General features: G+C 63.9%; 21 protein-coding genes and 1 pseudogene. 6 read left to right on the top strand and 16 right to left on the bottom strand.

Going from position 1 to position 26,752, the window contains the following annotated elements; genetic code table 11:
- Positions 1-4: 4 nt before the first annotated feature.
- Both ACWMMN_RS21025 and ACWMMN_RS21020 read right to left on the bottom strand, forming a co-directional pair.
- Entirely contained in the window at positions 5-1,294 is a 1,290-nt protein-coding gene (locus tag ACWMMN_RS21025) for an NAD(P)/FAD-dependent oxidoreductase (protein ID WP_486423904.1), read from the bottom strand.
- A gap of 773 nt (positions 1,295-2,067) precedes the next feature.
- Complete coding sequence (locus tag ACWMMN_RS21020) at positions 2,068-3,051, bottom strand: GlxA family transcriptional regulator (RefSeq protein WP_282508829.1); 984 nt, start codon at positions 3,049-3,051, stop codon at positions 2,068-2,070.
- 123 nt (positions 3,052-3,174) lie between these two features.
- Here ACWMMN_RS21020 and ACWMMN_RS21015 point away from each other — a divergent pair, with 123 nt between their 5' ends.
- From ACWMMN_RS21015 to ACWMMN_RS20995, 5 genes are all read left to right on the top strand, one after another.
- On the top strand, positions 3,175-3,885 hold the full coding sequence (locus ACWMMN_RS21015; protein WP_486423903.1) for an NAD(P)H-dependent oxidoreductase: 711 nt from the start codon (positions 3,175-3,177) through the stop codon (positions 3,883-3,885).
- 444 nt (positions 3,886-4,329) lie between these two features.
- Complete coding sequence (locus ACWMMN_RS21010; protein ID WP_486423902.1) at positions 4,330-6,216, top strand: FAD-dependent oxidoreductase; 1,887 nt, start codon at positions 4,330-4,332, stop codon at positions 6,214-6,216.
- A gap of 274 nt (positions 6,217-6,490) precedes the next feature.
- A complete protein-coding gene (locus tag ACWMMN_RS21005; RefSeq protein ID WP_486424085.1) occupies positions 6,491-6,835 on the top strand; it encodes an acyl carrier protein in 345 nt (114 codons plus the stop codon).
- A complete protein-coding gene (locus ACWMMN_RS21000) occupies positions 6,738-7,538 on the top strand; it encodes a thioesterase family protein (RefSeq protein WP_486423901.1) in 801 nt (266 codons plus the stop codon). The genes ACWMMN_RS21005 and ACWMMN_RS21000 overlap by 98 nt, the downstream gene beginning before the upstream one ends.
- A 45-nt stretch (positions 7,539-7,583) precedes the next feature.
- Complete coding sequence (locus ACWMMN_RS20995; protein WP_486423900.1) at positions 7,584-7,739, top strand: beta-ketoacyl synthase N-terminal-like domain-containing protein; 156 nt, start codon at positions 7,584-7,586, stop codon at positions 7,737-7,739.
- Between the two features lie 261 nt (positions 7,740-8,000).
- Here ACWMMN_RS20995 and pntB read toward each other — a convergent pair whose 3' ends face one another.
- The 3 genes and pseudogenes from pntB to ACWMMN_RS20980 form a co-directional block, all read right to left on the bottom strand.
- Entirely contained in the window at positions 8,001-9,413 is a 1,413-nt protein-coding gene (pntB, locus tag ACWMMN_RS20990) for a Re/Si-specific NAD(P)(+) transhydrogenase subunit beta (protein WP_486423899.1), read from the bottom strand.
- A 13-nt stretch (positions 9,414-9,426) separates the two neighbouring features.
- The gene (locus ACWMMN_RS20985; RefSeq protein WP_486423898.1) at positions 9,427-11,025 is read right to left on the bottom strand and encodes a Re/Si-specific NAD(P)(+) transhydrogenase subunit alpha; all 1,599 of its coding nucleotides are present in this window, start codon (positions 11,023-11,025) and stop codon (positions 9,427-9,429) included.
- Positions 11,026-11,216: 191 nt separating this feature from the next.
- A pseudogene (locus ACWMMN_RS20980) lies at positions 11,217-11,483 on the bottom strand (hypothetical protein); the annotation flags it as partial.
- 351 nt (positions 11,484-11,834) lie between these two features.
- Between ACWMMN_RS20980 and ACWMMN_RS20975 the strand changes: the two are divergent.
- Positions 11,835-12,131 (top strand): EthD family reductase, encoded by a 297-nt coding sequence (locus tag ACWMMN_RS20975; RefSeq protein ID WP_486423897.1) that lies wholly within the window; start codon positions 11,835-11,837, stop codon positions 12,129-12,131.
- Between the two features lie 758 nt (positions 12,132-12,889).
- On the opposite strand, the gene ACWMMN_RS20970 is transcribed toward ACWMMN_RS20975, so the two are convergent.
- The 11 genes from ACWMMN_RS20970 to ACWMMN_RS20920 all read right to left on the bottom strand — a co-directional run bounded on the left by ACWMMN_RS20970 (position 12,890) and on the right by ACWMMN_RS20920 (position 26,725).
- Complete coding sequence (locus ACWMMN_RS20970) at positions 12,890-14,179, bottom strand: acyl-CoA dehydrogenase family protein (RefSeq protein ID WP_486423896.1); 1,290 nt, start codon at positions 14,177-14,179, stop codon at positions 12,890-12,892.
- Between the two features lie 170 nt (positions 14,180-14,349).
- Positions 14,350-15,126 (bottom strand): TetR/AcrR family transcriptional regulator, encoded by a 777-nt coding sequence (locus ACWMMN_RS20965; RefSeq protein ID WP_486423895.1) that lies wholly within the window; start codon positions 15,124-15,126, stop codon positions 14,350-14,352.
- A 68-nt stretch (positions 15,127-15,194) separates the two neighbouring features.
- The gene (locus ACWMMN_RS20960; protein ID WP_486423894.1) at positions 15,195-16,670 is read right to left on the bottom strand and encodes an NAD(P)/FAD-dependent oxidoreductase; all 1,476 of its coding nucleotides are present in this window, start codon (positions 16,668-16,670) and stop codon (positions 15,195-15,197) included.
- An 11-nt stretch (positions 16,671-16,681) separates the two neighbouring features.
- Entirely contained in the window at positions 16,682-17,923 is a 1,242-nt protein-coding gene (locus tag ACWMMN_RS20955; protein ID WP_282508819.1) for a thiolase family protein, read from the bottom strand.
- Positions 17,924-17,948: 25 nt separating this feature from the next.
- Complete coding sequence (locus tag ACWMMN_RS20950; protein WP_486423893.1) at positions 17,949-19,502, bottom strand: class I adenylate-forming enzyme family protein; 1,554 nt, start codon at positions 19,500-19,502, stop codon at positions 17,949-17,951.
- 42 nt (positions 19,503-19,544) lie between these two features.
- Positions 19,545-20,675, bottom strand: a complete 1,131-nt coding sequence (locus ACWMMN_RS20945) for a saccharopine dehydrogenase family protein (protein ID WP_282508817.1) — start codon at positions 20,673-20,675, stop codon at positions 19,545-19,547.
- A 173-nt stretch (positions 20,676-20,848) separates the two neighbouring features.
- On the bottom strand, positions 20,849-21,529 hold the full coding sequence (locus tag ACWMMN_RS20940; RefSeq protein WP_486423892.1) for a c-type cytochrome: 681 nt from the start codon (positions 21,527-21,529) through the stop codon (positions 20,849-20,851).
- Positions 21,530-23,008 carry a flavin monoamine oxidase family protein gene (locus ACWMMN_RS20935; protein WP_486423891.1) on the bottom strand — a complete coding sequence of 493 codons (1,479 nt, stop codon included), beginning with the start codon at positions 23,006-23,008 and terminating at the stop codon, positions 21,530-21,532. It abuts the gene before it with no gap.
- Positions 23,009-23,052: 44 nt separating this feature from the next.
- Positions 23,053-24,021: a WD40/YVTN/BNR-like repeat-containing protein gene (locus ACWMMN_RS20930; RefSeq protein WP_486423890.1), complete on the bottom strand. Its 969-nt coding sequence runs from the start codon at positions 24,019-24,021 to the stop codon at positions 23,053-23,055.
- Between the two features lie 30 nt (positions 24,022-24,051).
- Positions 24,052-24,390, bottom strand: coding sequence for a hypothetical protein (locus tag ACWMMN_RS20925; RefSeq protein ID WP_348995701.1), 339 nt, complete (start codon positions 24,388-24,390; stop codon positions 24,052-24,054).
- A complete protein-coding gene (locus ACWMMN_RS20920) occupies positions 24,365-26,725 on the bottom strand; it encodes an efflux RND transporter permease subunit (RefSeq protein WP_486423889.1) in 2,361 nt (786 codons plus the stop codon). The genes ACWMMN_RS20925 and ACWMMN_RS20920 overlap by 26 nt, the downstream gene beginning before the upstream one ends.
- Between the last annotated feature and the right edge of the window lie 27 nt (positions 26,726-26,752).

The raw sequence follows: 26,752 nt of genomic DNA, 5'->3' as shown, positions 1-26,752 counted from the left end.
TGAGTCAGACGGTATCGCGCAGACGGTACCAGGCCTTGCCGATCGCTTCCAGCGGCGCGGCGAGCCGGTCGCCGCCGGGGAAACGCGGGTTGCGGATGCGCTGGTATTGCGCAAGCAGGCGTTCGTCGCCGAGCACGGCGTCGGCCACCGCGCGCGCGCCGGCGAGCGTCGGCAGCACGCCGTGCCCCGAGAAGCCCTGCAACCAGAAGCGCTGCCCGTGGCGGCCGATGTCCGGCGTGCGGTGCATGCTGATGTCGATGTGGCCGCCCCATGCGTAGTCGAGCGTCACGCCGGCCAGTTGCGGGAACACGCGTTCGAGGTGCGGTCGCGTCGCCGCTGCGATGTCGGCGGGAATGCCGCCGAGGTACGTGCAGCCGCCGCCGAACAGCAGCCGGTTGTCGGGGCTCAGGCGGAAGTAGTCGGGCACGAACTGGTTGTCGATCACGCAGCTGTTCTGCGGCAGCAGCGCACGCGCGACGTCGGGCGCAAGCGGCGCGGTCGCGACCTGATAGGTGCCGACCGGCAGCAGCCGGCGCGCGAGATCGCGATCGAGCCGGTCGACGTATGCGTTGCACGCCAGCACGAGCACGTCCGCGCGCACTTCGCCGCGCGCCGTGCGGGCAATATGGCCACCGGCCGTCTCGCGGCAGTCGAGCACGCGGCTCTGCTCGAAGATGCGCCCGCCCGCACGCTCGATCGTCTGCGCGAGGCCGAGCGCGAGCTTCAGCGGGTTCAGGTGGCCGGCCTCCGGATCGTGCAGCGCCGCAAGATAGCGCGTACCGCCGATCCATTCGGGCATCTCGTCACGGCCGATCACGCGCAGCCGGTCATAGCCCCAGCGCTCGGCGGCCTCGTCGCGGGCCTGTTCGAGCATCGCGACGCGCCGCGGCCGTAGCGCGGCCCACAGGCTGCCGGGCCGGTAATCGATGTCGAAACCATGCCGCACCGGCAGTTCGCGCACCTCGGCCGCCGCCCAGCGCATGCTGTCCCACAGCAGGCGCGCGCCGTCGCGGCCGAGCGAATCCTCGAGCGGCTGCATGTCGCACGACCAGCCGAGCAGCGCCTGTCCGCCGTTGCGGCCCGACGCAGCCCATGCGACGCGGCTCGCTTCGAGCACGACCACGCGCTTGCCGGCGAGTGCCAGGCGCAACGCCGTATGCAGCCCGCTGAAGCCCGCGCCGACGACGAGCACATCGGCGTCGATGCGGTCGTCCAGTTCCGGACGATGCGGGATCGGCGCCGGGTAGGTGCCGGCGTAGTAGCTTGCGACGTGACGGTCGGACTGCACGAACATGCGGACTCCCGTGAAAATTACGCCGATAAATTTCATGAAAAATTAGCACGGCAATTTCACGCAGGCAAGCGTGTCAATAAGCGCTCGTATCGTCGGAATAATTGTCGAGATGCGTCCAACTTGGAATTTTTTTCGTTCAAATCGGAACTTGCAAGGGCCCATGCCGGCCGCGAACGCCTGCGAATATTCCTCAATAAAACAATAGCTTGAAGAGGTCGCTACACGCCCTCAGCGCTACAACGTGATCAACCACCGACCGATGCACCGGCTGCTGCGCGCTGAAGTCGCGTGTGGGCGACTGTTGACTGCATCAAGCCGGCGCCTCCTTGCTCCAGCGCCCGCTCTTGCAATTCAGCGGTACACACCTGACCAGGAGTTCACGCGTACAGAACTTGGAATTCCCTATAGCTACCACAGACTTTTCGGATCCGGCGCAACTACACAGCCGGGATGAACAGCAACTGCACCTTACTTAGCAGCCGGCGGCCATGAGTTGTGGTTTTTCTCATTGGACCGGTAAATTTCAGGGGTGGACAACCGGCCCCACGCGCCCTGCAGCGAGCATGATCTGGCAGTATTGCGCGACGTCCACGCGGGCGCACGATGCAAAGCAGCAGGTTTGAACTTCCGACTCTAGTGCCGGCACGGATTAAAATCAGGATCGTGTCAATTACGCTAAGGAATACAAATCATGTCACTCCCAAGACAGGGTGATGTCGAGGCGGCGGATTAACCAGCTGCTATATTGTCGCCTTCGTGTGCGCAATTTCTGGTCAGGATATTCGAAAGCGTCCACGGTACGCGCCCGGGCTCAGTCCGACCCGCTCCTTGAACAACCTGCAGAATGAGCTCACGTCGCTATAGCCGACCTTGACTGCAACCTCCTCGATACTCAGATCGCCAGCCTCGAACAGTCCACGAGCCGCCTCAATTCTCAGGCTCTGCAAGTAACGCAGCGGAGTCTGATTCAGCGCAGCCTGAAAGCGGCGGATGAGAGTCCGCTCGCTCACGTCGAGTTCGCTTGCGAGCGCGGACATTCGAACCTCTTCCGCCATGCTCTTCTGCAAGCGGTGTTGGGCGCGATGAACCAGTGAATCGCCATGGGCCTTGTCGGCAAGCAACGGGAGATAAGGCGTTTGCCGGGTCTGACTGACGTCGATGAGCATGGTTTTCGCGCAGAGCGAAGCAATCGTCGGACCAGAGAAACGCTCGATGATGTGAATTGTCTGTAGCAGATAGGATGCCGATGCACCGGCACAAATCAGGCGATCGACTTCAGTCAGAACCGGTTCGACCTGAAGATTCACGCGGGGAAACCTGGCGCGAAACTGGTCGGCGAGCCACCACGTCGTCGTCGCCGATCGTCCGTCCAGAAGGCCGGTCTTCGCCAGAATGAAGGTGCCGGTGCAGTTTGCCGCGACACACGCACCGGCGTTCCATTGCGCGATCAGCCAGTCGCACGACATCGATTGACTCGCCAGCAGCTTGTCGAACGCCTTGTGCCCGGCGTAGTGCGCACTGGGGACGAACACCAGGTCGAAGCGCTGCCGCGGGCGAATCGGTTGCGTACTGATCTCCAAACCGTTGCTGGTCCTGATCGGACCGCCATGTTGCGACACGAAATGCCACTCGTAGCGCACGCCCGCTTCCCCGTTCTGCCGCCTCAGGTGGGCGTTCGCAACCTGAAGTATGTCGGCGAAGCCTCCCAGGCTGAAGGCATAGCAATTTTCGTATGCAAGGATGGCTGCGCGGTGCATGTCTTATTTCGCAAAGTATTTGTCACTTCCGCCACTTTACAGCAGCTCGCGGCGCTACGAAACTTTCGATACGCAGTCGTCACTGCCGATATCCAACACCCTTTCGTCACGAGACCAGCTGTCATGAAAGTCCTGATCGTCCACGCTCATCCCGAACCGCAGTCATTCTGTACGGCACTCAAAACCACGGCAGTCGATGTGCTCGGGGACGCCGGGCACGAAGTGGAAGTTTCGGATCTCTATGCGATGGGTTTCAATCCTGTAGCGTCCGCCGGCGACTTCGGAACGCGCGCCAATCCCGACTACTGCGTCTATGCTCTCGAGCAGCGTCACGGCGTTTCCAGTGGCACCATCGCCCCGGACATCAAGGGCGAACTCGAGAAGCTCATGCGATGCGACTTGCTCATCCTGAACTTTCCGCTGTTCTGGTTCTCGACCCCGGCGATACTCAAGGGCTGGATCGATCGGGTTCTCGTCTCCGGTCCTGTCTATGGCGGTATGCGCTTCTACAATCGCGGTGGCCTTCGCGGAAAACGCGCCGTTGTGAGTCTCACCCTGGGTGGACAGGCCCACATGTTCGCTGACGATGGCGTGCACGGGCCACTCAACGGAATGCTGCGACCGCTGCTGCAGGGCACGCTCGGCTATACCGGGCTCGATGTACTCGAGCCATTCGTGGCCTGGCATGTTCCTTATGTTACGCACGACGTGCGACTCGATTATCTGGCCACCTGGCGAAGCCGCTTGTCGTCGCTCGCGACGGAATCACCGCTTTCATTCCCGAGTCTCGACGACTTCGACGAAAGTTTGTGTCCGATCAACGGCATAACCTGACAGGACAAGGAGCGACGATGGCGGTCGCGTGCGAGAGCATCGGGATACAACGTCGGGGCGAATCAAAATCGCCACGAGGTAGCAAGGGTGCAGGTTACAAACTCCGCCTCAGATGGCGTACCGGTGCCTTGTTGGACGCATTGACACCGAAGGTCTCCTGCCTGAGCACCCGATCCGCCTCTGCTCCCGGCATATCTTGCTCGTAGCCATCTAAACCGTACCTGTAAGCGGAGCACCGCCTATGAAAAGGGGATGGCGGCGGTTCAACGAACCGGCCTCGGCGCCACGATCTCCAAGAGCCCGCGAATCCGGCTCTGTTTGCACGTGAAAGCCCCAGCAGGCATTGACCGCCGGACCGTCACGAACGACGAAATTCAACTACCTGCAGGTATGGGTATACGCACTATGGTCGGAATGCTGCGATCAACTCAAATGGGGACATCCATGACGCTCACACACGATTCAGCGGTAACTTCGGAAGCTTGCTTGCAGGACGTCAGGCCTGCGGGGTTGCTCCTTCAGGGGGAGGACTTCGAGAACTATGGCGGTTGGGTTCTGGATTCACAGTTTGAAACCCAGATGGGCGCCCCGTACCTGCTAGCGCATGGCCTGGGCCGACCGGTGGCAGATGCCACCACGTCCATCAGCGTGCAGGCGGCGGGCGAACGAACCGTCTGGGTGCGTTCGAAGGACTGGGTCCCCTCCTATCACCCTGGACGTTTTCAGATCTCGATCAATGGCGAGCGGCTCGAGACGGTACTCGGCGAGAACGGTTGCGACTGGTCATGGCAGCCGGCAGGCCGGGTCTTTCTGCAACAGGGAGAGAACCGGGTAGCCCTGCACGATTTGACGGGCTTTGGTGGCCGATGTGATGCGATCTACTTTGCCGAAGACGACACGATTCCGCCTAACGAGGTAGGCCCAGCCTTCAAGGCGTGGCGCAAGGCCCTTCGGGGTCTTCCCGCAGAGCCGCTGGACGGTGGCTTCTACGACGTAGTCGTGGTCGGTGGCGGCATTTCAGGGTGCGCCGCCGGACTGACCGCAGCGCGGTTGGGTTTGCGCGTCGCGGTCATCCACGATCGACCGGTTCTGGGGGGCAACGCCAGCAAGGAGATCGGGCTGATGCCGCGGGGCGCCCAGGGAGCCCTGCTCAAGGAGCTATCCGAACGAAGCGCAGACGGCGATCTGGCTGCGATTCGACTGCTGGAAGCGGAAGCAACGGCCAACGTGTACCTTGAGCACCGGGTCGTACGCGTAGCGCGCGAAGGTTCTCGCATCGTGTCCGTCGACACGGTGAGTGCGCGTGGCGGGCACGAGCGCCGCATTCGCGGCGGAATGTTCATTGACTCATCCGGCGTTGCCATTCTCGGCATGCTTGCAGGTGGAGCAACGCTCTTCGGCCGAGAGGCAAGGTCGGAATTTGACGAGGCTTATGCGCCAGAGGTTGCCGATGAAATGCACCATGGCAATACGCTCTTCTTCCGGACGCGGATGGCCGATCACCCTGTACCTTTTCCGGAGGTCCCGTGGGCAACGGAGGTGGCAAAGGACTATGCGAATCTGAGTGGCCAACTCTCGGCGGTCGGTCACGAAAATGGGCCCGGCCCTGCGGCCGGATCGAATCCGGCAACGCCGGAATTCAGGTTTGGAAGCAAGGCCGACGTATTTCCCGCCACGCATTTCTGGGAATACGGCCAGTGGCTGGACCCGTATACCTCCGGTGAGCAGGTTCGCGACTATCTGATGCGTGCGCTATACGGCACGTTTGCCAATGTCAAACGGCTGGACGCGGAAAAATACGCGAACCTCGAGTTTGAGTGGATGGCCCACGTCGCGGCCCAAGGCGAATTCCGTCGATACCGGGGCGATTATGTGCTGACCGAAAACGACATTCGGAACCATACGCGTTTCGACGACGCCCTGATTGCCAACGACGGCGCATTCTGCATCCACTGCGCATGGGGCCCCGGCGAAGGAAAATACGACTTCCGCCTCAAGGATTGGATTTTCGATCAGCGCGACAAGCTGTCCTACAGCGTGCCATTTCGATGCCTTTATTCTGCCGACATCGACAACCTCTTGATGGCGGGAAAGCACATCAGCGTGACACATGTGGCCGCTTCGTCAATCAAGCTGATGGGGAACGGGGCGCAACACGGGATCGCTGTGGCTGCGGCCGCGCACCTTTGCAAAAAGTATGGAACGTCACCTCGTGGTCTTTACTCCGATCATCTCGATGAGTTGAAGATGCTCGTGTACAGCCTGACCCGATGCGACCACGACATGACAAATGATCCGCCTCGAAGACTTTTTGTATCTGTCCCGGGCTAGTTGCACAAGGCTTTGGCGCGTCTCGGGCGTTGACTGGGTGCGCGCGATTACATTGCCGATGTTCGCCGTTTCTCCGTTGCCGGCAGGCAGCGGCACGTATCGTTCGTCATCCTGCAATAGCGTGACCGATGCTGCCTGACCCGCGCCACCGATATCGAACGTCCACTGCAGCTTCCTGGTATCCGCCGCATTCAAACTTCCCATCGCCCGACGAGGCAGCCTGGTGCAAGCACCCCTCATTTCGGAGGGCATCCTCACCTGGATTGCCGAATGCATGACGGGCTTGCGGCGCCCGTGTTCGACGAAAAACGTGCAGCGCGAGAGCTTTCACTCGTCGGGAGCCGATTCCGTACTGTCCGTGGAACTCGCATTTGCGCTCAGAGAGACGCCGGGTCTGGAGATCGATCCCACGATGATCTATGACAGCCGCACGATTCGGGGCTTCACGGATAGCGTGCCGGCCCTTTACGCACAGACGCCCGGTGCGCTCAAGCGATCGGCGCATCATTTGGAAAATAGACATGTCCGAACACTACACGGAAATTCCCATCGACATTTCGTCGCAATTCAACGTGCTGGGCTATCCGAACGGCGGATACCTCACGCGGCTGGCAGCTGAAACGCTCGCCGTCCGCAGTGCTCATCCGGACCTCCTGGCCATCCATGCGAGCTTCGTCGGGCACCCAGTTTCCGGGCCGGCGATTGCGCGCATCAGCGATCTAGGATCGACAAAGAGTCTGTCACGGGCCATGCTGGCGCTGGTTCAGAACGACGAACTCAAAGCGCACTACATCGCCACATTCACAGACTTCTCGCGGACGGCAGGTGCCACGGCGCGCCTTTCGAACCAGCCGGTCGATATCACACCCTTCCCTGCGTGCATCAACATCGATTCGCTCGCGCTACCCGCGCCGATGCAGTCGTTCGTCTCACAGTTCAACCTGCATCTGGCACCCGGATCCTTGCAAAACTTCGGGCCTGATCGAACGGCCGCTGTTGAGGGCTGGATCTCGCTCGCGGACGAGTCTCCTTCGACACTTGAGTCCCTGGTGCTCTTCGCCGACGCTTTCCCGCCCCCCGTCTACAACGTGATCGAGCCAGCCGCGTGGGATTCCGTACCGACCATCGAATACTCGGTTTACTTGAAAGCCCGCCCCGTTCCCGGACCGATTCACGCCCGCTTCGTTTCGAACGAGGTGTGTTCCGGACTGCTTGTAATCGACGGGGAGCTTCGCGATTCGGACAGCCGCCTGCTTGCGGAATCGCGGCAACTCGCGAAATTTCGCGGCAGCTTGGCAAGCGTGCGGGGGACAGCCGACTGACGCACCTTTTGCTCGCACTGGAAAACTGACTCGACGCCTGTCTCCATGAATTCATGTTCGTCTGATGTGGCCGTGATTGGTATCGCTTGCCGACTACCCGGCGCAAACGATGTCCGAGAAAATCGGCAACTCTTGCAGTCTGGTGCAATTGCCGTCCGGTCATCAGCGCGTTCAGTTTCGGTGGCACGAATCTCGGCTTGAATGACTTCGCCCATCACCCGCTCGCCATGCACTTCGCCGATGCCGATTCCTTTCCGACTAACACCGGCATGTTCGAGCTCCACACTTACGGCGATGAACGGCCAAGGCGGGTCCCGATGTACGACCGGGACACCAACCGTTTTAACCCTCCAATCCTCGTGTAAGACAATGTAGAAATCATAGAACGCCATGCCACGCACGCGAACAGGCGCGAGTCGAACGAATTGCTTCTTGGTGATTGAACTCGCAGGTTTTCCGTGTTCAGCCTTGCAAGGCGCCGAACACTTCATTGAGCATCGACTTCGCGTCGCCGAACAGCATGCGGTTGTTGTCCTTGTAGAACAGCGGATTGTCGACGCCCGCATAGCCCGAAGCCATGCTGCGCTTCATCACGATCGACGTCTTCGCCTTCCACACTTCCAGTACCGGCATGCCGGCGATCGGGCTCGTCGGGTCGTCCTGCGCGGCCGGGTTCACGATGTCGTTCGCGCCGATCACCATCGACACGTCGGCCTCGGGGAAGTCGCCGTTGATCTCGTCCATTTCCAGCACGATGTCGTACGGCACCTTCGCTTCGGCCAGCAGCACGTTCATGTGCCCCGGCATGCGGCCCGCGACCGGGTGAATCGCGAAACGCACGTCGACGCCCTTCTCGCGCAGCAGCTTCGTCAGCTCGAACACCGTGTGCTGGGCCTGGGCCACCGCCATCCCATAGCCGGGTACGATGATCACGCGCTTCGCTTCGCGCAGCAGCTCGGCCGTTTCCGCCGCGCTCACCGCGACCGCTTCGCCGGCCGGCTGCGCCGCGCCGCCGGCTGCCGCCGGTGCGCCCGCACCGCTGCCGAAACCGCCCGCGATCACGCTGATGAAGTTGCGGTTCATCGCACGGCACATGATGTACGACAGGATCGCGCCGGACGAACCGACCAGCGCGCCGATCACGATCAGCAGGTCGTTGCCGAGCATGAAGCCGGTGGCCGCCGCCGCCCACCCCGAGTAGCTGTTGAGCATCGACACCACGACCGGCATGTCCGCCCCGCCGATCGCCATCACCATGTGCACGCCGAACAGCAGCGAGATCACGGTCATCACGACGAGCGGCAGCATGCCGTCCTGGATGCTTTCCGCATGCAGGAACGCGCGGCCGTAGTAGATCACGATCAGCAGCGCGGCCAGGTTCATCCAGTGCCGCGCCGGCAGCAGCAGCGGCTTGCCGCCGATCTTGCCCGACAGCTTGCCGAACGCGATGATCGAGCCCGCGAAGGTCACGGCGCCGATCAGGATGCCGACGTAGATCTCCACTTCGTGGATCGCCTTCTCGGCGCCGGTGAACTGCAGCGACGTGTCGATGTAGCTCGCGAAGCCCACCAGGCAAGCCGCCAGACCGACCAGGCTGTGCATCAGCGCGACCAGTTCCGGCATCTGCGTCATCTGCACCTTCTTCGCGGCGTACAGGCCGACGGCGCCGCCGACGACGAGTGCGGCGATCACGTACGGAATGCCCGCGGCCGACACGCGCGGACCGGCCACGGTGGCCAGCACCGCGATCAGCATGCCGATCATGCCGAGCAGGTTGCCGCGACGCGCGGTTTCAGGGTTGGCCAGCCCGCCGAGGCTGAGGATGAACAGGATCGCGGCGCCGATATAGGAGACGGTAGTCAGGTTTGCAGTCATGGTTGTCGTCCCCTTATTTGCGGAACATCGCCAGCATGCGACGCGTCACCGCGAAGCCGCCGAACATGTTGACGGCCGTGAGCGTCAGCGCGCCCACCGCGAGGCCCAGGATCAACCCGGACGGACGGTCACCGGCGTTGGCCAGCTCGCCCAGCGGCGGTGCGACCTGCACGAGCGCGCCGATCGCGATGATCGACGAGATCGCGTTGGTCACGCTCATCAGCGGCGTGTGCAGCGACGGTGTGACGTTCCAGATCACCATGTAGCCGACGAAGCACGCGAGCACGAACACCGTGAAGTGCGACAGGAAGCTCGCCGGCGCGAACTGGCCGACGAACAGGAACGCCGGCGCGCCGATCGCGAACACGATCGCGAGCGCCTTGGCCGACATCGGCTCGCCGGCATGTCCGTGGCCCTTGGACTTCGCGGGCGCGGCCGCGACAGGCGCCGCCTGCGGCTTGGGCGCGACGACCGCCTGCTTGATCGGCGGCGGCGGCCACGTGACGTTGCCTTCCTTGATGACGGTGAGGCCGCGGATCGCGTCGTCGTCGAAGTCGACGTTGATCGTGCCGTCCTTGCCCTTGCACAGCTCCTCGACCACGCGCAGCAGGTTGGTCGCATACAGCGTGGACGACTGCCGCGACAGGCGCGACGCGAGATCCGTGTAGCCGACGATCGTCACGCCGTGGCGCACGACGGCCTCGCCGGGTACCGTGAGTTCGCAGTTGCCGCCCTGTTCGGCGGCCATGTCGACGATCACGCTGCCGGGCTTCATCGACTGCACCATCTCGGCCGTGATCAGCTTCGGCGCGGGCTTGCCGGGAATCAGCGCGGTCGTGATGATGATGTCGGCGTCCTTGGCCTGCTGCGCGTACATCGCGCGCTGCGCCTGCTGGAAGCCTTCGCTCATCACCTTCGCGTAACCGCCGCCGCCCGAGCCTTCCTCTTCGTAGTCGACCTTGACGAACTCGCCGCCCAGCGACTTGACCTGATCGGCCACTTCCGCCCGGGTGTCGTTCGCGCGCACGATCGCGCCGAGGCTGGCGGCCGTGCCGATCGCGGCGAGGCCCGCCACGCCTGCACCGGCAATGAACACCTTGGCCGGCGGAATCTTGCCGGCCGCCGTGACCTGGCCGTTCAGGAAGCGGCCGAATGCGTGCGCGGCCTCGATCACCGCGCGGTAGCCGCTGATGCTGGCCATCGACGTGAGCGCGTCCATCTTCTGCGCGCGCGACAGCGTACGCGGCAGCGAATCGATCGCCAGCACGGTGGCGCGCTTCGCGGCCAGCTGCTGCATCAGTTCGGGGTTCTGCGCCGGCCAGACGAAGCCGATCAGCGTGCCGCCCTCGCGCATCAGCGCCACTTCGTCGCCGGTCGGCGGACGCACCTTGAACACGATGTCGCTGCCGGACCAGAGCTCGGCCGCTGTCGCGGCAACGCTCGCGCCGGCCGCGCGGTACGCGTCGTCGTCAAAATTCGCGCCGGCCCCGGCGCCGCTTTGGACGGCGACCGAAAACCCCAGCTTGACCAGCTTCTCGACCACTTCGGGGACGGTCGCTACGCGCCGTTCGCCGGTGGCTGTCTCCAACGGAATCCCAATCTGTAATGTCATATCATGAATCGTCAGTAGCGGCCAGCGCATGAATTTCCGGCCCACATGCCAAGCAATCGAAAGCGCGAGGAAATCAACTCGAACCTCGACCAAGTACAGCGAGTCGACTCAGCGACTCAATGCAGAATTCGAACTTGATCAATCTTGAAAACATTCGCACGACGGTAAGCAGTCCAACATTCAAGTAGACAAACACGGCCTGGGTGGCACGCCAGTGCTTCGGCTTGGCCGTCCGCCTCGACAAGCGCGTCGGCGAACGCTTTGCAACCTCCCACCTTGCGGCTCGACACGATCACATGCTCACCCTGGTCCGCTAGCAGTCTCGCGATCTCTTCGACGATTCCACGGCTCGCCCCGGCGTCAAGTTCGACCTTTCGCGTCAGATCAAACAGATTCGTTCTCGTGCCTTTCTCTCTATACGAATCTTTCGGTGCCCAAACAAGTTGTAACAAAAGCATTTAGCATAGCGATTCACGGAGTCTTCTTGAAATTTATCTTCTGAATCGCAGGGTATTCAATCCCTGAATCTTCCACCGAAGAGTGAGGGTCATCGTGCAATGAGTTCCAAAATCAAAATCGGCAGCGTTGTGTGCGAAGCGGTGCACTGCTACACTTCCTCTCGCTTATCACGTTCTCCATGAGCCCCCCTTACAAAGGGCGCTCGCTTCATCGCAACGAGGATCGGCCCCACATCCCCGGGAGACAATTGCGATGGTTCCCAGTTGTCAAAATTCGCCGATTTCCTTTCCTAGGATCGGCTCATCGGGACCGCATCGCGGTCCGTTCAACATAACTTCACCAAGGTTGATATGGCTACACTTATCGTAAGTTACCCGGCGACTGAAGGCAGCACATTTGATCGTGACTACTATCTTTCCAAGCACATCCCGCTTGCGCGCACGGCATGGAGTGAGTTTGGTCTGCAATCGGCAGAGATTTTGTTCCCGTCTGTCGCACCCCAACCATTCGCCGGGCTGGTAATTCTTAAATTCACCGATCAAGCCGCACTCTCTGCTGCACTTTCGTCCGCAAAAACCGCTGAAGTGATCGGCGACGTGTCGAATTTCACCAATATTGCGCCGACGATCTTCCGCGCAGACGACTGAACAAATTCGAAGGCCGTCTGAATCCTCGTGCGTCAGGCGGCTCCTTCACCTCCTTACAACAAGCGCATAAGTTACATACGTTGTCGAAGCGGGGAAATTCCGCGAACTCGGACGACGTAGACACATCCTAGTTTCACCATACCGTTGCATAACACTATCTATTCCGGTCGGCAATTCCACATGAAGTTATAGTCTTCCGCGGTCAACATCGGAACTACTTACCTGATTTACTCAAGCCGTTTCAATCTTTGGAAACTGCCTCGGGCTCTTAAGTTGAACAGTACTTCTGCTTGAACTCCTCGGTCGTCATGGAACCTGCAGTAGAAGCTTTCGTCCGTACGGTTCCGCCGAGGCTTGCCGGAATCAACGAGCGCCATCTCCATGCTGTTCCGCGCGCCCGCTTCGATCGCCCTCGACACGACTTCGGGGTTGGTGTTGAAACGCAAGTAGCGAGGTGTTCCACGAACGCATTGGTTCGAAACGTTGGGCAAAGCCAAGGCGATCATCAAGGCGTCGTGCCGAATTTTTTATTGCGATCGAAAAATATTGATTGATTTATATTTTTTTAATTTATTCGCACTCTGAATCACTTTTACTTAAAGAATCGCTATCACATTTTTTTGGCAACCGCTTCTTTCGTAGAGTTTTTGGCGGTTTGAATCGACAATCAGATACGGGGACGGCACTTCCAGCGCGTAATTGTGACGGGCAACGCGCACCGGCCAAGCCGCCGCGCGTGCCGGCTCTATCACGCGGTCTTACTCGCGTGTCCACCCGTTCTGGTAAAGCTCCCCGGCGAGCACACCGAGCCGCGACGCGAGAATATAGTTCTCGCCGTCCTCGATCAGCGCCGAACGCACGTCGCGGAACAACTTCTCGATCGGGAACTCGCGCGTGGTGCCGTTGCCGCCGAACAGCTGGAACGCCTCGTGCGTGATCTTCATCGCTTCCTCGGTCACGCTCACCTTAGCCTGCGCGGTCGCATACGGATGGCTCTGCGGCGACATGCGCGAGAACGCGAGACTGCGGCGCGCGATCGCACGCGCCATCTCCAGCCGGCGCAGCATCTCGCCGATGCGCAGGTGCGTCATCTGGTGATCCATCAGCAGCGCGCCGCCCTGTTTGCGCTCGTGGCAATACGCGAGCGCCAGTTCGAACGCCGCGCGCGCCGCGCCGACGAACACCTGGCACATGTGCGTACCCGCATACGACCACGTCGACGCGAGGTTGCCGAGATAGTCGTCCTTCAACGCGACCGCGAAGCGCTTCGGCACCTTCACGTTGTCGAAATAGATTTCACCCTGTGGCAGCGAGCGCTGGCCGATCTTGTCAAGCGGCTTGCCGCGTGACACGCCGGGCAGGTCGAGCGGCAGGATCATCGCGATGCCGTTCGTGAACGCGCTACGCTCGCCTTCGCCGTAGAACCCGTCGCCGTAGTCGGCCGCCATGTAGGCCAGCGCGACCTGCGCCACCGACCCGTTCGAGATCCACGCCGAGCTTTGCCCGTTGATCACGATTTCATCGGCGCCGACCTTTGCGGTCACGTTCCCGACCGGCTGCCTGCCGTTCGCGCTGAGTTCCTGCCGATACAGGATTGCCGCGTCCGACCCGCGATCGGGCTGCGTGTTCATCCAGCAGCCGACCTTGCCCGCGCACATCTCGATCAGCTCCGGATTGCCGACCGTCTGCGCCATCATCAGCGGCATCGTGGCCGCGCCGATCGACACGGCAAGGCCCGAGTCGCCCCAGCCGAGTTCCTCACCGATCAGCGACTCGATGCGCACCGCCGTCTCCGGCGGAAATTGCGCGATCAGTTGCGGATCGAGCCCGAGCTTCGCACTCTCGACGATGGCGGCCCAATACGGCGAGCCCGGCGCGATCACCTCCTCCGGCGTCATCCGGTCGAGCTCGCGGCCGATCGGTCGCAGCACGTCGCGCGCAAAGCGGTGAACCGTATGCTGGATTGCACTTTCCTCTTCGCTCAGCGGCGTCTCGAAGCCGGTCATGCCGACCACGGGCAGCGCCGCAGACTTGTTCAGACGAATCATCTCCGTTCTCCTCCTGGACTCCAGTCATGTGGACCAGGCAGCAACTGCACCCGGCCATCTCGTATCTAGTAATACATGCATAAGATAGGTCATCATGACAAATGATGGAAGCAAAAAAAAGACAGGGTATTCCCCTGTCTCTTTCGGTACTGCGACTGTGAAGGCCGTCGTTATTTGCCAGCGGGCACGGTCAGTGTGCCGTATGCGATCGCGCGCGACGTCGCAATGAAATACGCATCGATCGCCTGCGTATACCGTCCGGCGCCGTACTGCATCGCGAGGCCGTCCGCCAGCGCAATCAGCATCGTCGCCGCGTGCCGGCTGTCGGCCGCGCTGAACGCAGGATTGACGGTACGCAGCAACTGCGCGAGGTCTCGCGTGAGCGTCTCATACCATTCGTCGTAAAGGTTGAAGCACTCGGGATCGGTCGCCGAGAACGACAGGAAGTGCCTGAACAATGCGTTGTACTTGGCATCCTTCGCATCGCGAATCGAGCGCTCCAAGATCTCCTCGAACACGTCGTGCGGCGACGCGTCGGTGCTGATCGCGCGCTTCACGTCGTCCAGGTAGATCTCGATGACTGGCGCGATGACGGCCCGCAGCACGGCGATCCGGGTCGGGAAGTAGTACTGCAGATTGCTGACGCTGATTCCGGCCGCCGCCGCGACCGCGCGCTGCGAGAATTCCAGCGGGCCGCCTTCCAGCAGTAGCTTCCGCGCGACGCGAATAATCGTGTTGCGGGTGCGCAGGCCCTGCGCGCGCAAACCATCCGGGTTGCTTGCTGCTGCGGGGGCTGCAGTCGAAGTGCGCCGCTTTTTACCGCTGCGCTGCTCGTTGGGCACTGTCATCGTGTTCGTCGTAAAAGTGGCGTTTCGGCTTCGTCGAATTGACGCTCCGTACCTTACGGAGCGCAAACGACTATACCTTATGCGAGCCTCGTTTTCCATCGAACCACCCGTCGGCTGGACAGTCCGGCCGGATGCACGTTTCAACGTCGTGACGATCGAGTGCGTCGCTACCCCTGCCGCGCCTTGCGGTTCACGCGCTCGTCGAGCAGGTTCGCGACACCGAGCATCGCATTGATCATGCACCATCGCAACGGCTCCGGCGGCGCCGACGGTGTCTTGTGCGTCAACGCGTCAAGCAGCGGCGAGTGCCCGCCCTCGATCCGCTCGGCCAGCACGCGCCCGATCAGCGACTGCGTGCCCACGCCATGCCCCGAGCAGCCGGCCGTATAAAACACGTTTTTGTGTGCGCCGGCCGCGCCGACCACCGGCAGCGCGTCGCCGGCGAACGAGATATAGCCGGACCAGCACGAGCGCACCGGCACGTTGCCCAGTTGCGGAAAGCGCGCGTGCAGCGCCTTCACGAGCGCGCGATACGCGTCGTCGTCCGGGACGTTCGGCGTCTGCGAGCCGTAGACGTAGTGAAGCCGCTTGGTCGTCAGCAGCAGCGTGTTGCGCGCGGTGAGGCGATGGCTCTCCATCGTCAGGTGCGACGTAACGATGCCCTCACGATTCGGCCAGCCGAGCGCCGCAAGCTGCGCATCGGACAGCGGCTCGGTTTCGAGCGCCGACACGCGCAACGGCATCATCTTGTCGCCGAGCAAGCCGAGCTGCGGCGTGTATGCGTTGGTAGCCAGCACCAGCACCGGCGCGCTCGCGCTGCCGCGTGCGGTGCGCACGCGCACCGTCTCACCTTCGTCGAAATCGAGCAGCGCGGTGTTCTCGTAGAGCTTCACGCCGGCCGCGAGCGCCGCGCGCCGCAACCCCGTCACGTACTTGCCGGGATCGAGCGTGCCGCCGCCCGGCACATACGCACCGAACAGGAAAGCCGGCGGAATCCCGCGTTCGCGCATCGCCGCGCCGTCGAGAAACTGCGCGGGCGAGCCGAGCTCGATGCCGGTTTTCATGCTCTCGCGCAACCGCTTCTCCTGCGACGGATGCACGCCCGCGCGGATGATGCCCGACGCGCGGTAGTCGCAGTCGATCGCGTATTCGGCGAGCTTGCGCTCGACGTAAGCCACGCCTTCGTCGTAGAACCCGACGATCTGCTTCGCCTGTTCGTGCCCGACGCGCTTGAGGAACAGCTCGTACTCGAGCCCCTGGCCGCCGGCGAGATAACCGGCGTTGCGCCCGCTCGCGCCGAAGCCCGCGAACTCGCGTTCGAGCACGACGACGCTCGCGCCGCGCGCCGCCAGCTCAAGCGCGGTGGACAGGCCGGCGAAACCCGCGCCGACGACGATCACGTCCGCGCGGACGTCGCCCTCGAGCGACGGCTGTGCATGATCCGGCGGCTCGATCCATCCGCCGACGGGTCGATACTTCTGCAACGCGGCATCGGCGCGGATTTCCTCGCCCCAGCGCGCCAGCGGTCCGGTCGCGTCGGCCCCCACTGCCTGCATCGACGCCGCCGCGCCGACGCCGTGCGACGCTTGCCGCGCCGCCTGTCCTGCCTGCCCGAGCACTATCGCGCCATGTGCGTCGCTCATGTCCGCCTCCGTCAGTCCCGACTGAGAATGTGAATCGCCAGCGCCGCTTCCTCGACGCCCTGCAAGCCGCCTCCGTTCTCCTGGATCGCATGTCGCGCACCGTCCACCTGCCGCGCACCCGCCTCGCCACGCAACTGCGTGACCAGTTCGTACAGCTGCCCGATGCCGGTCGCGCCGAGCGGATGGCCCTTGGATTCGAGGCCGCCCGACGTGTTGATCGGGATGCGCCCGCCGAGCGTGAACTCGCCGCGCTCGGCTGCCGGGCCGCCTTCGCCGAACGGCACGAAACCGAGGTTCTCGGCCTGGATGATTTCGCCCATCGCCGACGCGTCGTGCACTTCGGCGACGTCCATGTCCTCCGGTCCCACGCCGGCCTGCTCGTAAGCCTGCAGCGCAGCAAGCCGGCCGATGTGCTTGTGCGGCTCGTCGGCGCGCCGTCGCGTGAAGCTGCGCAGCACGCTCGCGGCGATCCGGATGCAGCGGCTGCGATCGGCGCCGATACGCTCCAGCCCCTCCTCCGTGCACAGGATCGCGGCTGCCGCGCCGTCCGACAGCGGCGCGCACATCGGCAGCGTGATCGGGTACGTGATCGGCGCCGCCGCGAGCACCTCGTCGACCGTGAACGGCTGGCGGAACTGCGAATACGGGTTGTGCACCGAATGCCCGTGATTCTTCGCCGACACGGCGGCGATCTGCCGCTGCGTCGTGCCGTACGTGTGCATGTGATGCCGGCACAGCGCCGCGTAGATCTTCATGAAGCGGCTGTACGGGCGGTCGGATTCCGAGCCGGGCGGCGGCTCGATGCCTTCGCCGAGCCGCGCGAGCGTCGCGAAGTTCTCGTCGACCCGCGACACGTCCCACCCCCCCTCGAACAGCGCGAAGGATTTCGCCTTGTCCGCGACGTTCATCTTTTCCGCGCCGAGCGCGAGCGCAACATCGCACGCACCCGACTGAAGCTGCCGCACTGCCAGGTGCACGGCCGTACTACCGGACGCGCACGCATTCTCGACGTTGAACACCGGAATGCCTTCAAGGCCGATCTTGCTGAATAGGACCTGACCTGGAATCGACAGTTGCCCCTGCAACGCGCCGTTGGTGATGCCCGAATAGAACGCGGCGCGGATCGCATCGGCATGGCAGCCGGCGTCACGCAACGCACGCTGCAGCGCCTCGCGCGCCAGATCGTCGAGACTACGGTCGAGGTGCCGGCCGAACACGGTCATCGCAATGCCGGCGATGTAGATGTTGCTCATCGTATGGAATCCATATGAATCGGTTTCAGATCCTGCGTTGCTGGCCCTGCCAGTACTGTTCGCGCAGGTCCTTCTTCAGCACCTTGCCGGCCGTGCTGCGCGGCAGTGCGGCGACGAAGTCCACGCTCTTCGGCGCCTTCACCGAGCCGAGCTTCTCCTTGCACAGCGCGACGAGTTCCTCCGCGCTGACCTGCTGGCCGGCATTCAGCTCGACGACGGCCTTCACGGCCTCACCCCACTTGTCGTCGGGCACGCCGATCACCGCACAATCCTGTACGGCCGGATGCGCCCAGATCACCTGCTCGACTTCGCTCGGATAGACGTTGAAGCCGCCGCTGATGATCATGTCCTTCTTGCGATCGGTGATGTGCAGGTAGCCTTCCGTATCGAGATGACCGATGTCGCCGGTGTGCAGCCAGCCATCGACGATCGTCTCGGCCGTCTTGTCCGGCGCGCGGTAGTACCCCTTCATCACGATATCGCCGCGCACGCAGATCTCGCCGGTCTCGCCCTGCTTCAGCACCTCGCCGCGATCGTTGATGATCTCCACGCGCACCAGCGGGTTCGGGCGCCCGACCGACGACAGCCGCTCGTCGGATGCGAGCCGGCCATCGACGAAATGCTCGGCCGGCGTCAGGTACGAGATCGACGCGGGCGCTTCGGTCTGTCCGTAGCCGCCCGTCATCACCGGGCCGAACACGTCGATCGCACGCTTGAGCTTCTCGACCGACATCGGCGCGGCTCCATACAGGAAGTAACGCAGCGACGAGAAATCGACCTTGTCGATGCCCGGGATGTCGAGCAGCCGGTAGATCACCGTCGGCGGCAGGAAGAACTCGGTCACGCGATGCTTCACGATCGCGCCGAGCAGCAGTGCGGGATCGGGTTTCGGCAGCACCACCACCGTGCCGCCGCGCGCGGTACACGGCAGCGACATCATGCCGGCGGTGTGCGTCATCGGCGCCGCGGCGAGATTCACCGGGCGCGCGTCGCCGTACGTCATCGCGATCATGAACTGTGCGAAGTACGTCTGCAGCGAACGGTGCGTGTTCATCACGCCCTTCGGCGCGCCGGTCGTGCCGCCCGTGGCCGACAACGCGACGACGTCGTCCATCGCGTATTCGACGGCCGGCAGCGTCGCCGGCTGGCACCCGCTCCAGGTGGCCAGCGACGGCGCCCACGGCAGGTCGGCGTCGAGGCACACCCACAGCCGGATCTTCGGCAGGCTCGGCCGCAGTGCGTCGATCACGGGCGCGAACGCCTGATGGAAGAACAGCACTTCGCAGTCGAACGCATCGAGCGCGTACTGGTTCTCGGCCACCGCGTTGCGCCCGTTCACCGGGATATACGCGAGCCCGGCGCGCCACATCCCGAGCGCGCAGCTCCAGCCGATCACGTCGTTGTCCGCCCACACCGCCGCCTTCGCCTCCTTCGCGAAGCCGGCGGCAAGCAGCCCGTTGGCGATGCGGCACGACAGCTCGCCGATCTCCTGGAACGTGTAGCTGCGTTCGTCCTGGATATAGGCGATGCCGTCGGGATTGAGGCGCCACCCGCGGTCGTAGAAATCGATAATGGCCATGTCACATGTTCCGTTGAGTCTGGTCCGGTAACGCCGCGCCCGTCACAGTTGCGTGACCGTGGCGCGCGCGAGCCCGCGCTGTTCGAGGAAACCGAGCAGGTAGCGATGGCCGAATGCCTTCGAGCCCGACGCGAAACCCGTGCGAGCCACGTCGCCGTCGAGCAGCTTGAGCACGCCGGCGGCATGAATCGCGCCCGTCGAGATGTACGGCGTGATGCCGTGCACGGTCGCACGCACCGACGCGAGCTGGCCGCGGCCGATCGCGACGTCGACGCTGCGCTGGATCGTCGTGCGTTCTCGCGGCGGCATCGTCGGCGTGGTCGAATTGACCGCCTGCTTCAGCACCGCGTCCTGCTGTTCGCGCGGCAGGTGCTTGTACTCGGCTTCCCACTTCTGCCCGAACTGGTGCACCAGCTTCATCACGTTGTTGTCGTAGAAGCCCACGCACGAGATGCAGCTGCGCACGCGCGGATCGCGCTCGAAGTAGACGGGCAGCGATGTGCCGCCCCACGGCAGGCAGAACACCGGCTGCATGAGTTCGGGCGTCGCGACGGTGAACGACGCGTCCGGCGCGTGCGGGACGAGCGCCTTCTCCCACAAGTAGCAGGCTTCGTGGCGCGCGCCGTCGAAAATCGTCGCTGCCGAACCGATGCTGACGCCGGCAGTGCCGCGCGGACCGCGCGTCAGCGTGGCCGTCTCCAGCGCATCGATGCCCGGCGTCTCGAGCGCGAGCTCCGCGGCGATCTCGGCGAACGTGTACATATACGCGTTCGACGACGACACCAGCAGGCCGGCCTGCCGGTACTGCTCGCCGAACTGGTCGCGCACGTCGCGGATATACGACTGTTCGCCGGTCGTATCGAGGTGATGGCAGCCGGCCTTCAGTGCAGCCTCGACGCCGACGAGCCCGAAGCTCGAGAACGGCCCGACGGTATTGCACACCACCTTCGCACCGCGAAACGCCTTCACGAGCGCATCGACGGTGTGCTCCGCCTCGATGATTTCGTATTCCGCGGATTCGAGGCGCACGACGCGCTGCGCCATCATTTCCTTCGCGCGGCCCGCGTTGCGTGCGACCGCCGTGAACGGGATGTTCTGGTCGATCAGCCAGTCCATGATCAACATGCCGGTGTAACCGCTTGCGCCATAAACGACGACGGGGTGCTTAGCCATGGTTGTCTCCTGAAACGTAAGTTGTCAAAAATCGGTTGAGTCGAACGTCGGGTACTGCCGCTTCACATCGGGGGCGTTTCTTTATAGAAAACACTAACAATCATAGGTCACTATGCCAAAAATAGGCGCGCAGAAAAAGGCAGGGTATTCCCGGCCCTGACAACCTACGCGCATCATCGGGCCGCACCGCCGGCACTGTCCGGCGACAGGCCGGCCAGGTAGTGCGCAACGGCGCGCGTATCGTCGACCGACAACGTCGCAGCCAATGCATTCATCGCGCCCGTCGGGTCGTGCCGCTCGCCCGACCGGAACGCCACGAGCTGCGCTTCCAGGTAAAGCTGCCCTTGGCCCGCGAGACGCGGCGCCTGATCCTTGCCTGTCAGCGCCGCGCCGTGACACGCCTGGCAGCTTCTGGCCTCGACCAGCGCCTTCCCGCGCGTGTCGAGCGCGGCGTCGGCCGCCACGGCTTCGTTGCGCGCCGGCGCCTGCCGCGCGAAATAGGTCGCCAGCGCATCGATCTTCGCGTCGTCGAGTTCGCGCGCGAGCGGCCCCATATACGCGTTGCGGCGCTGGTCGGTCGCGAACGCGCGCAGTTGTGCAGCGATATATGTGGCCGGCTGCCCGGACAGCGACGGATACCACGCGTTCTGCGCCTGGCCGTGCACGCCGTGACAGAAGAAGCACGTCTCCTGCGGCTGCGGCCATGCGCCGCCGTTGGCCTTGTCCGCATCACCGATCGCGGTCATCGCCTTCTGGTAACGCATGCCGTCGACGAGGTCAGGCCCGTAGTGCACGCCTGCGGCAACCACGCCCGCCACCACAAGCGCGGCGCCGATCATCCAGGTTCGTTTCATTCAGACCTCCCCGCCGCGGCCGGCCAGCTTGCCGAGCGCCTGCAGCGCCGCGCGATGCCCCGAGCGCACGGCGCCGTCCATCGCGCCAGGCCAGACATCGGCCGTCTCGGTGCCCGACCAGATCAGCCGGCCCGCCTCCGGGCGCAGATACTTGCCCCACTTCGTCCAGAAGCCAGGCGGTAGCGGGTGAATGCACTGCAGCGTCCACGGATCGACGCGGCCCCAGTCGTAGTCGTGAAACTGCGTCGGGTGCAGCGCCTTGTCGCCGAGCGCGCGCGCGAAGATGGCCGACAGCATCTGTTCGGCGGCCTTCGATTCGGCCGGCAACGCGCCCGGCGCGACGAACGCGGCGAGCACGCCGACCGAACCGTCCGGCGGCGAGTTGTCGTACGCCATGAAGACCGGGCCGCCGACCTCGAAGATCTGCCCGTTGTAGCCATCGTCGCGCCAGAACGGCCGCTCGTACACATGCACCGTCTTGCGCATCGGCGCGTTGGCCGGCCAGTTCCGCTGCAGTTGCGCGCGGCCGTTCGGCAGCGGCGGATCGAACACGATCTGGTTGCACAGCGCCGGATTGAGCGCGACGATCACGCGCCGTGCGCGGATCACGCCGTGATCGGTCTGCACGTCGACCAGGTCGCGATCCCAGCCCGAAATCTTGCGCACCGGGCAGGACAGTTGCACCTTCTCGCCGAGCTCTTTCGCCATCCGGAGGCTCAACACCTGCGAGCCGCCGACGAAACGCGTTTCCTGTGCGCCGCCCTTGATCGATTCGAGCTTCGCGTAGTCGCTGTCGGCGCTGTTGATCACCGACAGGTAGTGCAGCAGCCCAAGTTGCGCCGGTGCACCGCCGAGCGACAGCTTCGCCGCGAGGCCGAGGAAGTAGCCGTCCTCGTAGGTCACGCCCTGCTTGAGCAGCCAGTCGCCGTAGGTCAACTTGTCGAGTTCGGCCGCGTGCTGCGCGGTCCACGGTTCGCGGGACGGCACGCCGCGCGCGAGCGCGCCGAGCTTCGCGCCGATCGCGTCGTCGCCGCCCGAGCCGCCGTGAAAATCCTGGGCGACGCGCGCGTCGCCGGCCAGCACGACCGTCTTGCCCACGTAATAAGTCGGGAACGTATCGACGCCGAGCTCGCGCGCAAGATCGGCGATCGCCGTCTGCCCGGGGCCGATCCACTGACCGCCGGCTTCCGACACGACGCCATGCCCGAGGTCGTGGTTGAAGGTCCGGCCGCCGACGCGATCGCGCGCCTCGAGCACGACGAACGACTCGCATCCGGCACGCTTCAGGTCGCGCGCGGCGGTCAACCCGGCAAGCCCGGCACCGATGATGACGACATCGAACACGCCCCGATCGGCGGAGGCCGTAACAGCGCCTTCCGCGAACGACACGTCGCCGGCCGCGAGCGACGCGGCGCCCACTGCCGCGAGGCGCAGTATCTGACGCCGGGTCTTTACGTCCGGCTTGTACTTGCGATTCATTTCAAGTGCTCCATCCTTCCTTGTTTATCTGAAGCTGTTTCGACTCACGGTGCAGCCAGCACGCCGTCCTGCGAAAACAGCACCTGCTTGCCGCGCGTATCGATCAGCGCGGCAGTGAGGGTCGCGCGATCGGCGCGCTGCGCGACGTCGAACGGGCCGCCCGCGACGCGCTGCGCGAACGTCAGCCCATCGAGGCCGACACCGACCAGACCGCCACCCGTCGCGACGAGATCGGTGATCGAGCTATGCGTGCCGACGTTCAGCGCGGCCCACGTCGCGCCGCCGTCGCGGCTTTCAAACAGGCTGCCGAGCAGCCCACCCACCACGATCCTGCCGTCGGGCATCACGACGCCCGTCCACAACGTGCCTTTGCCGCCGGTCGGCAGATAGGCCCAGTTCGCGCCGCCGTCGGACGACTTGAGCACCATCCCTTGCTCGGACACGATGTAGAGCGCGTGCGTGGCGTCGGCGAACACGTGATACAGGTTGCGGTCGGCCTTGCCGCCGCCGGGCGGCTTCGGCAGCGTCGTACGCGCCCACGTCTTGCCGCCGTCATGCGTCTGCAGCAGCAGCGACCACAGCCCGACCGCGATGCCGTCCTGCGCGTTCGTGAACAGCACCGAGAACAGCGGCTGGTCGACCGACGTGTCGAGCCGCTGCGTGACCCACGTGTCGCCGCCGTCGGCGGTCGCCAGAATCGCGCCCCACTGGCCGACGGCCCAGCCGTGCTTCGCATCGGCGAACGACACCGCCGACAGCGTCGCCGACACCGGCACGCGCCGCGCCTGCCGCCAGGATTTGCCGTCATCGTCCGACAACAGCACGATGCCGTGCTCGCCGACCGCGACGATCCGCGATCCGGCGCGCGCTGCGTCGGTCAGCATCATGTGCGTCGGTGCGGTCCACGCATGCGCGGGCTTTGCGGCCCAGGCCGCGACGGTTCCGTCCTGCGGTTGCGCGAAGGCAGCGGCGGCGGCGCAGAGCGCGGCACAGGCAACTAGCGTCTTGATCATGGTGAGTCTCTGTAGTGGTGTGCGCGGGCATCAGTGGTTGAACAGATCCGACCAGCCGGCATGCGCTACGCCGAGCACAACGATCGGCGGCCTGCCCGCACCCGGCACCGCCGCCTGCCGTTCGGCGTTGCCGTCGTTCGATGACGGTGCGACGCCCGCTCCGTCGACCGCGGTGTTGCGCACACCGACGCGTCTTGCGTCGTTCGCGAACGCATGAGCCGTCGCGGCCGGGCCCGCGGCCGCTTCACGAAATCGAGGGAAGGCTGCCGCCGCGATGCAAAGTGCGGCGCAAACAGCTAACGTCTTGACCATGATCGAATCTCCGTCAGGATGATCACAAGCTTCAATGGCTGAACAGGCCCGGCGCACGGGCAGGCTTGCGGCGCGGGAAGCAGCGCTCGAGCAGCGAAGCAAGCGCGGGCAATGCGGTCATCGCCATCACCAGGTTCACGATGAACATGAATGCGAGCAGCTTGCCCATGTCGGCCTGGAACTTGAGCGCCGAGAAGCTCCACGTCGCGACGCCGATCGCCAGCGTGATCGCAGTGAAGATCGTCGCGACGCCCACTTCGAGCATCGCGTGCTGCACCGCCTTCACGATGTCCTGCCCGCCCGCGAGATGCACCTGCAGCCGGTTGTAGATGTAGAACGCGTAATCGACGCCGATACCGACGGCCAGCACCATCACCGGCAACGTCGCGACCGTCAGCCCGATCTGCAGCTCCTTCATGAACCAGTAGCCGATGAAGGTCGCGACCGACAGCGGCAGACAGCAGGCGAGCATCGCGCGCCAGTCGCGGTAGGCCAGGAATACGAGGATCAGGATCGCCGCATAGACGTAGAGCATCATCGGCAGTTCGCTCTTTTCGACCTCGTCGTTGGTCGCCGCCAGCACACCCGCATTGCCCGCCGCAAGGCGCACCGTGATGCCCGGGAACGGATGCGACGCGCGATACTGCTTCACGTCGTCGAGGATGCGGTTAATCGTCGTGGCCTTGTGGTCGGTCAGGAACAGATGGACGGCCGTCATCCCGCAGTCGCGGTTCATGTAGCCCTTTACGCGCGACACGTCCACTGACACCGCCCCATAGTTCTCGGGATCGATCGGCACGACGTTCATCTTCGGGAAGTCCTCGTTGTAGCCCTGGTTGTACGCGCGCAGCATCGCCGAGTACGACTGCACCGAGACGACGCCGGGTTCGGTCCGCATCGCGGCGGAGAAGTCGTCTTCGTACAGGCCGACCGCCGGGTTGTCGCAAGCCTTGCCGTTCGATTCGATTGCAACCGTCAACCAGTCGAGCCCCATGTCGTAGTTCCCGGCGATCGCAGTGGCGTCACGGTTGAAGCGTGCGTCCGCGCGCAACTCGGGCGCGCCCGGCTGCAACGTGCCGATCACGCGGTCGCGGCTTTGCCAGGCAGCCAGCGCGAAGATCGCCACTGTCAGCACGACGGCGATGCCCGCGTACTTCGGCTCGGCCACCCGTGCCAGCACGCGCAGCGGCTTCGCGCGCTGCTGCGCGCGCTTCAGCGAGTTGTCCGCATAGGTTTTCGTGAAGTTGAAGCAGGACGCGGCCACCGGCAGCAGGATCAGGTTCGTGACGATCTTGTACGCGACACCGAGCGACGCGGTGATCGCCAGCTCACGCACCATCGGGATCGGAATCAGCAGCAGCGTGATGAACGACACGAACGCGGTAATCAGCGCGAGCACGCCGGGAATCAGCAGGCCGCTGAAGCTGTGTCGCGCCGCATCGAACGAACTCTGCCCGTGCGCGATCTCGCGGACGATGAAGTTCACCTGCTGCACGCCGTGCGATACCCCGATCGCGAACACGAGGAACGGCACCAGCACCGCGAGCGGATCGAGGCCGAAGCCGAGCAGCTTCAGCGTGCCGAACTGCCACACGAGCGACGTCAGCGAGCACGCGATCAGCAACACCGTGAAGCGCACCGAATGGCAGTACCAGTACACCGCGAGCGTGGTCAGCAGCAACGCGACCGCGCAGAAGCCGAGCACGGCCGTCGCGCCGTCCGCGATATCGCCGATCTGCTTGGCGAAGCCGATGATCTGGATCTCGTAGCCGGCATCCTCGAACGGCTGGCGGATCTTCTGTTCGAGCAAACGGTTGAAGGCGACGTAGTCGAGCACCTTGCCGGCGCTGTCGCGCTCATTCAGCTCGGCGGTGATCATCGCGCTGTCCTCGCCGTGCGACACGAGCGTGCCGACATAACCACCGAGCGTTGTCGCGCGGCGGATCTTCGCGACGCCTTCCGGGGTCAGCTGGTCCGGTGTGATCGTGCCGGGAATGATCGGCTCCGCACGAAAGCCTTCGTTGGTCACCTCGTTGACGAACGCATTCGGCGTCCACAGCGACCGCACGCCGATCCGGTCGACGTTCGGCAGGTAGGTGACCGCCTGCGTGACCTTGTACAGCCGCGTCAGTCCTGCCGGCGTCCAGATCGAGCCCTGCTTTGCCCGCACCACCACCGTGATCCGGTTCGCACCGAGCAGGTCGTTCCGGTATTGCTGGAACGTGCGGATGTACTCGTGCCCGATCGGCATCTGCTTTTCGAAACCGGCATCCATGCGCAGTTGCACGGCGAACACGGCCATCGCAACAGTGAACAACGCGATCGCCACGAGCACGAGCGCGCGATGACCGAAGAAAAGCCTTTCCAGGCGACTGACCAGACGATTGAGCACGACCTTACTCCCTCATGTGTTGCGGCG

It is taken from the genome of Burkholderia cepacia complex sp. TUM26381, from assembly GCF_057439935.1.
This window is presented reverse-complemented; position numbering and strand designations above follow the sequence as displayed.

Excerpts from the sequence above, each read along its gene's own strand:
- ACWMMN_RS21020 (WP_282508829.1), bottom strand. The coding sequence starts at position 3,051 with ATGCACCGCGCAGCCATCCTTGCATACGAAAATTGCTATGCCTTCAGC.
- ACWMMN_RS20945 (WP_282508817.1), bottom strand. The coding sequence starts at position 20,675 with ATGGCTAAGCACCCCGTCGTCGTTTATGGCGCAAGCGGTTACACCGGC.
- ACWMMN_RS20965 (WP_486423895.1), bottom strand. The coding sequence starts at position 15,126 with ATGGAAAACGAGGCTCGCATAAGGTATAGTCGTTTGCGCTCCGTAAGG.
- ACWMMN_RS20935 (WP_486423891.1), bottom strand. The coding sequence starts at position 23,008 with ATGAATCGCAAGTACAAGCCGGACGTAAAGACCCGGCGTCAGATACTG.
- pntB (WP_486423899.1), bottom strand. The coding sequence starts at position 9,413 with ATGACTGCAAACCTGACTACCGTCTCCTATATCGGCGCCGCGATCCTG.
- ACWMMN_RS21015 (WP_486423903.1), top strand. The coding sequence starts at position 3,175 with ATGAAAGTCCTGATCGTCCACGCTCATCCCGAACCGCAGTCATTCTGT.
- ACWMMN_RS20960 (WP_486423894.1), bottom strand. The coding sequence starts at position 16,670 with ATGAGCGACGCACATGGCGCGATAGTGCTCGGGCAGGCAGGACAGGCG.
- ACWMMN_RS20995 (WP_486423900.1), top strand. The coding sequence starts at position 7,584 with ATGAATTCATGTTCGTCTGATGTGGCCGTGATTGGTATCGCTTGCCGA.
- ACWMMN_RS20970 (WP_486423896.1), bottom strand. The coding sequence starts at position 14,179 with ATGATTCGTCTGAACAAGTCTGCGGCGCTGCCCGTGGTCGGCATGACC.
- ACWMMN_RS20955 (WP_282508819.1), bottom strand. The coding sequence starts at position 17,923 with ATGAGCAACATCTACATCGCCGGCATTGCGATGACCGTGTTCGGCCGG.
- ACWMMN_RS21010 (WP_486423902.1), top strand. The coding sequence starts at position 4,330 with ATGACGCTCACACACGATTCAGCGGTAACTTCGGAAGCTTGCTTGCAG.
- ACWMMN_RS21005 (WP_486424085.1), top strand. The coding sequence starts at position 6,491 with ATGACGGGCTTGCGGCGCCCGTGTTCGACGAAAAACGTGCAGCGCGAG.
- ACWMMN_RS20975 (WP_486423897.1), top strand. The coding sequence starts at position 11,835 with ATGGCTACACTTATCGTAAGTTACCCGGCGACTGAAGGCAGCACATTT.
- ACWMMN_RS21000 (WP_486423901.1), top strand. The coding sequence starts at position 6,738 with ATGTCCGAACACTACACGGAAATTCCCATCGACATTTCGTCGCAATTC.
- ACWMMN_RS20985 (WP_486423898.1), bottom strand. The coding sequence starts at position 11,025 with ATGACATTACAGATTGGGATTCCGTTGGAGACAGCCACCGGCGAACGG.
- ACWMMN_RS20930 (WP_486423890.1), bottom strand. The coding sequence starts at position 24,021 with ATGATCAAGACGCTAGTTGCCTGTGCCGCGCTCTGCGCCGCCGCCGCT.
- ACWMMN_RS20950 (WP_486423893.1), bottom strand. The coding sequence starts at position 19,502 with ATGGCCATTATCGATTTCTACGACCGCGGGTGGCGCCTCAATCCCGAC.
- ACWMMN_RS21025 (WP_486423904.1), bottom strand. The coding sequence starts at position 1,294 with ATGTTCGTGCAGTCCGACCGTCACGTCGCAAGCTACTACGCCGGCACC.
- ACWMMN_RS20940 (WP_486423892.1), bottom strand. The coding sequence starts at position 21,529 with ATGAAACGAACCTGGATGATCGGCGCCGCGCTTGTGGTGGCGGGCGTG.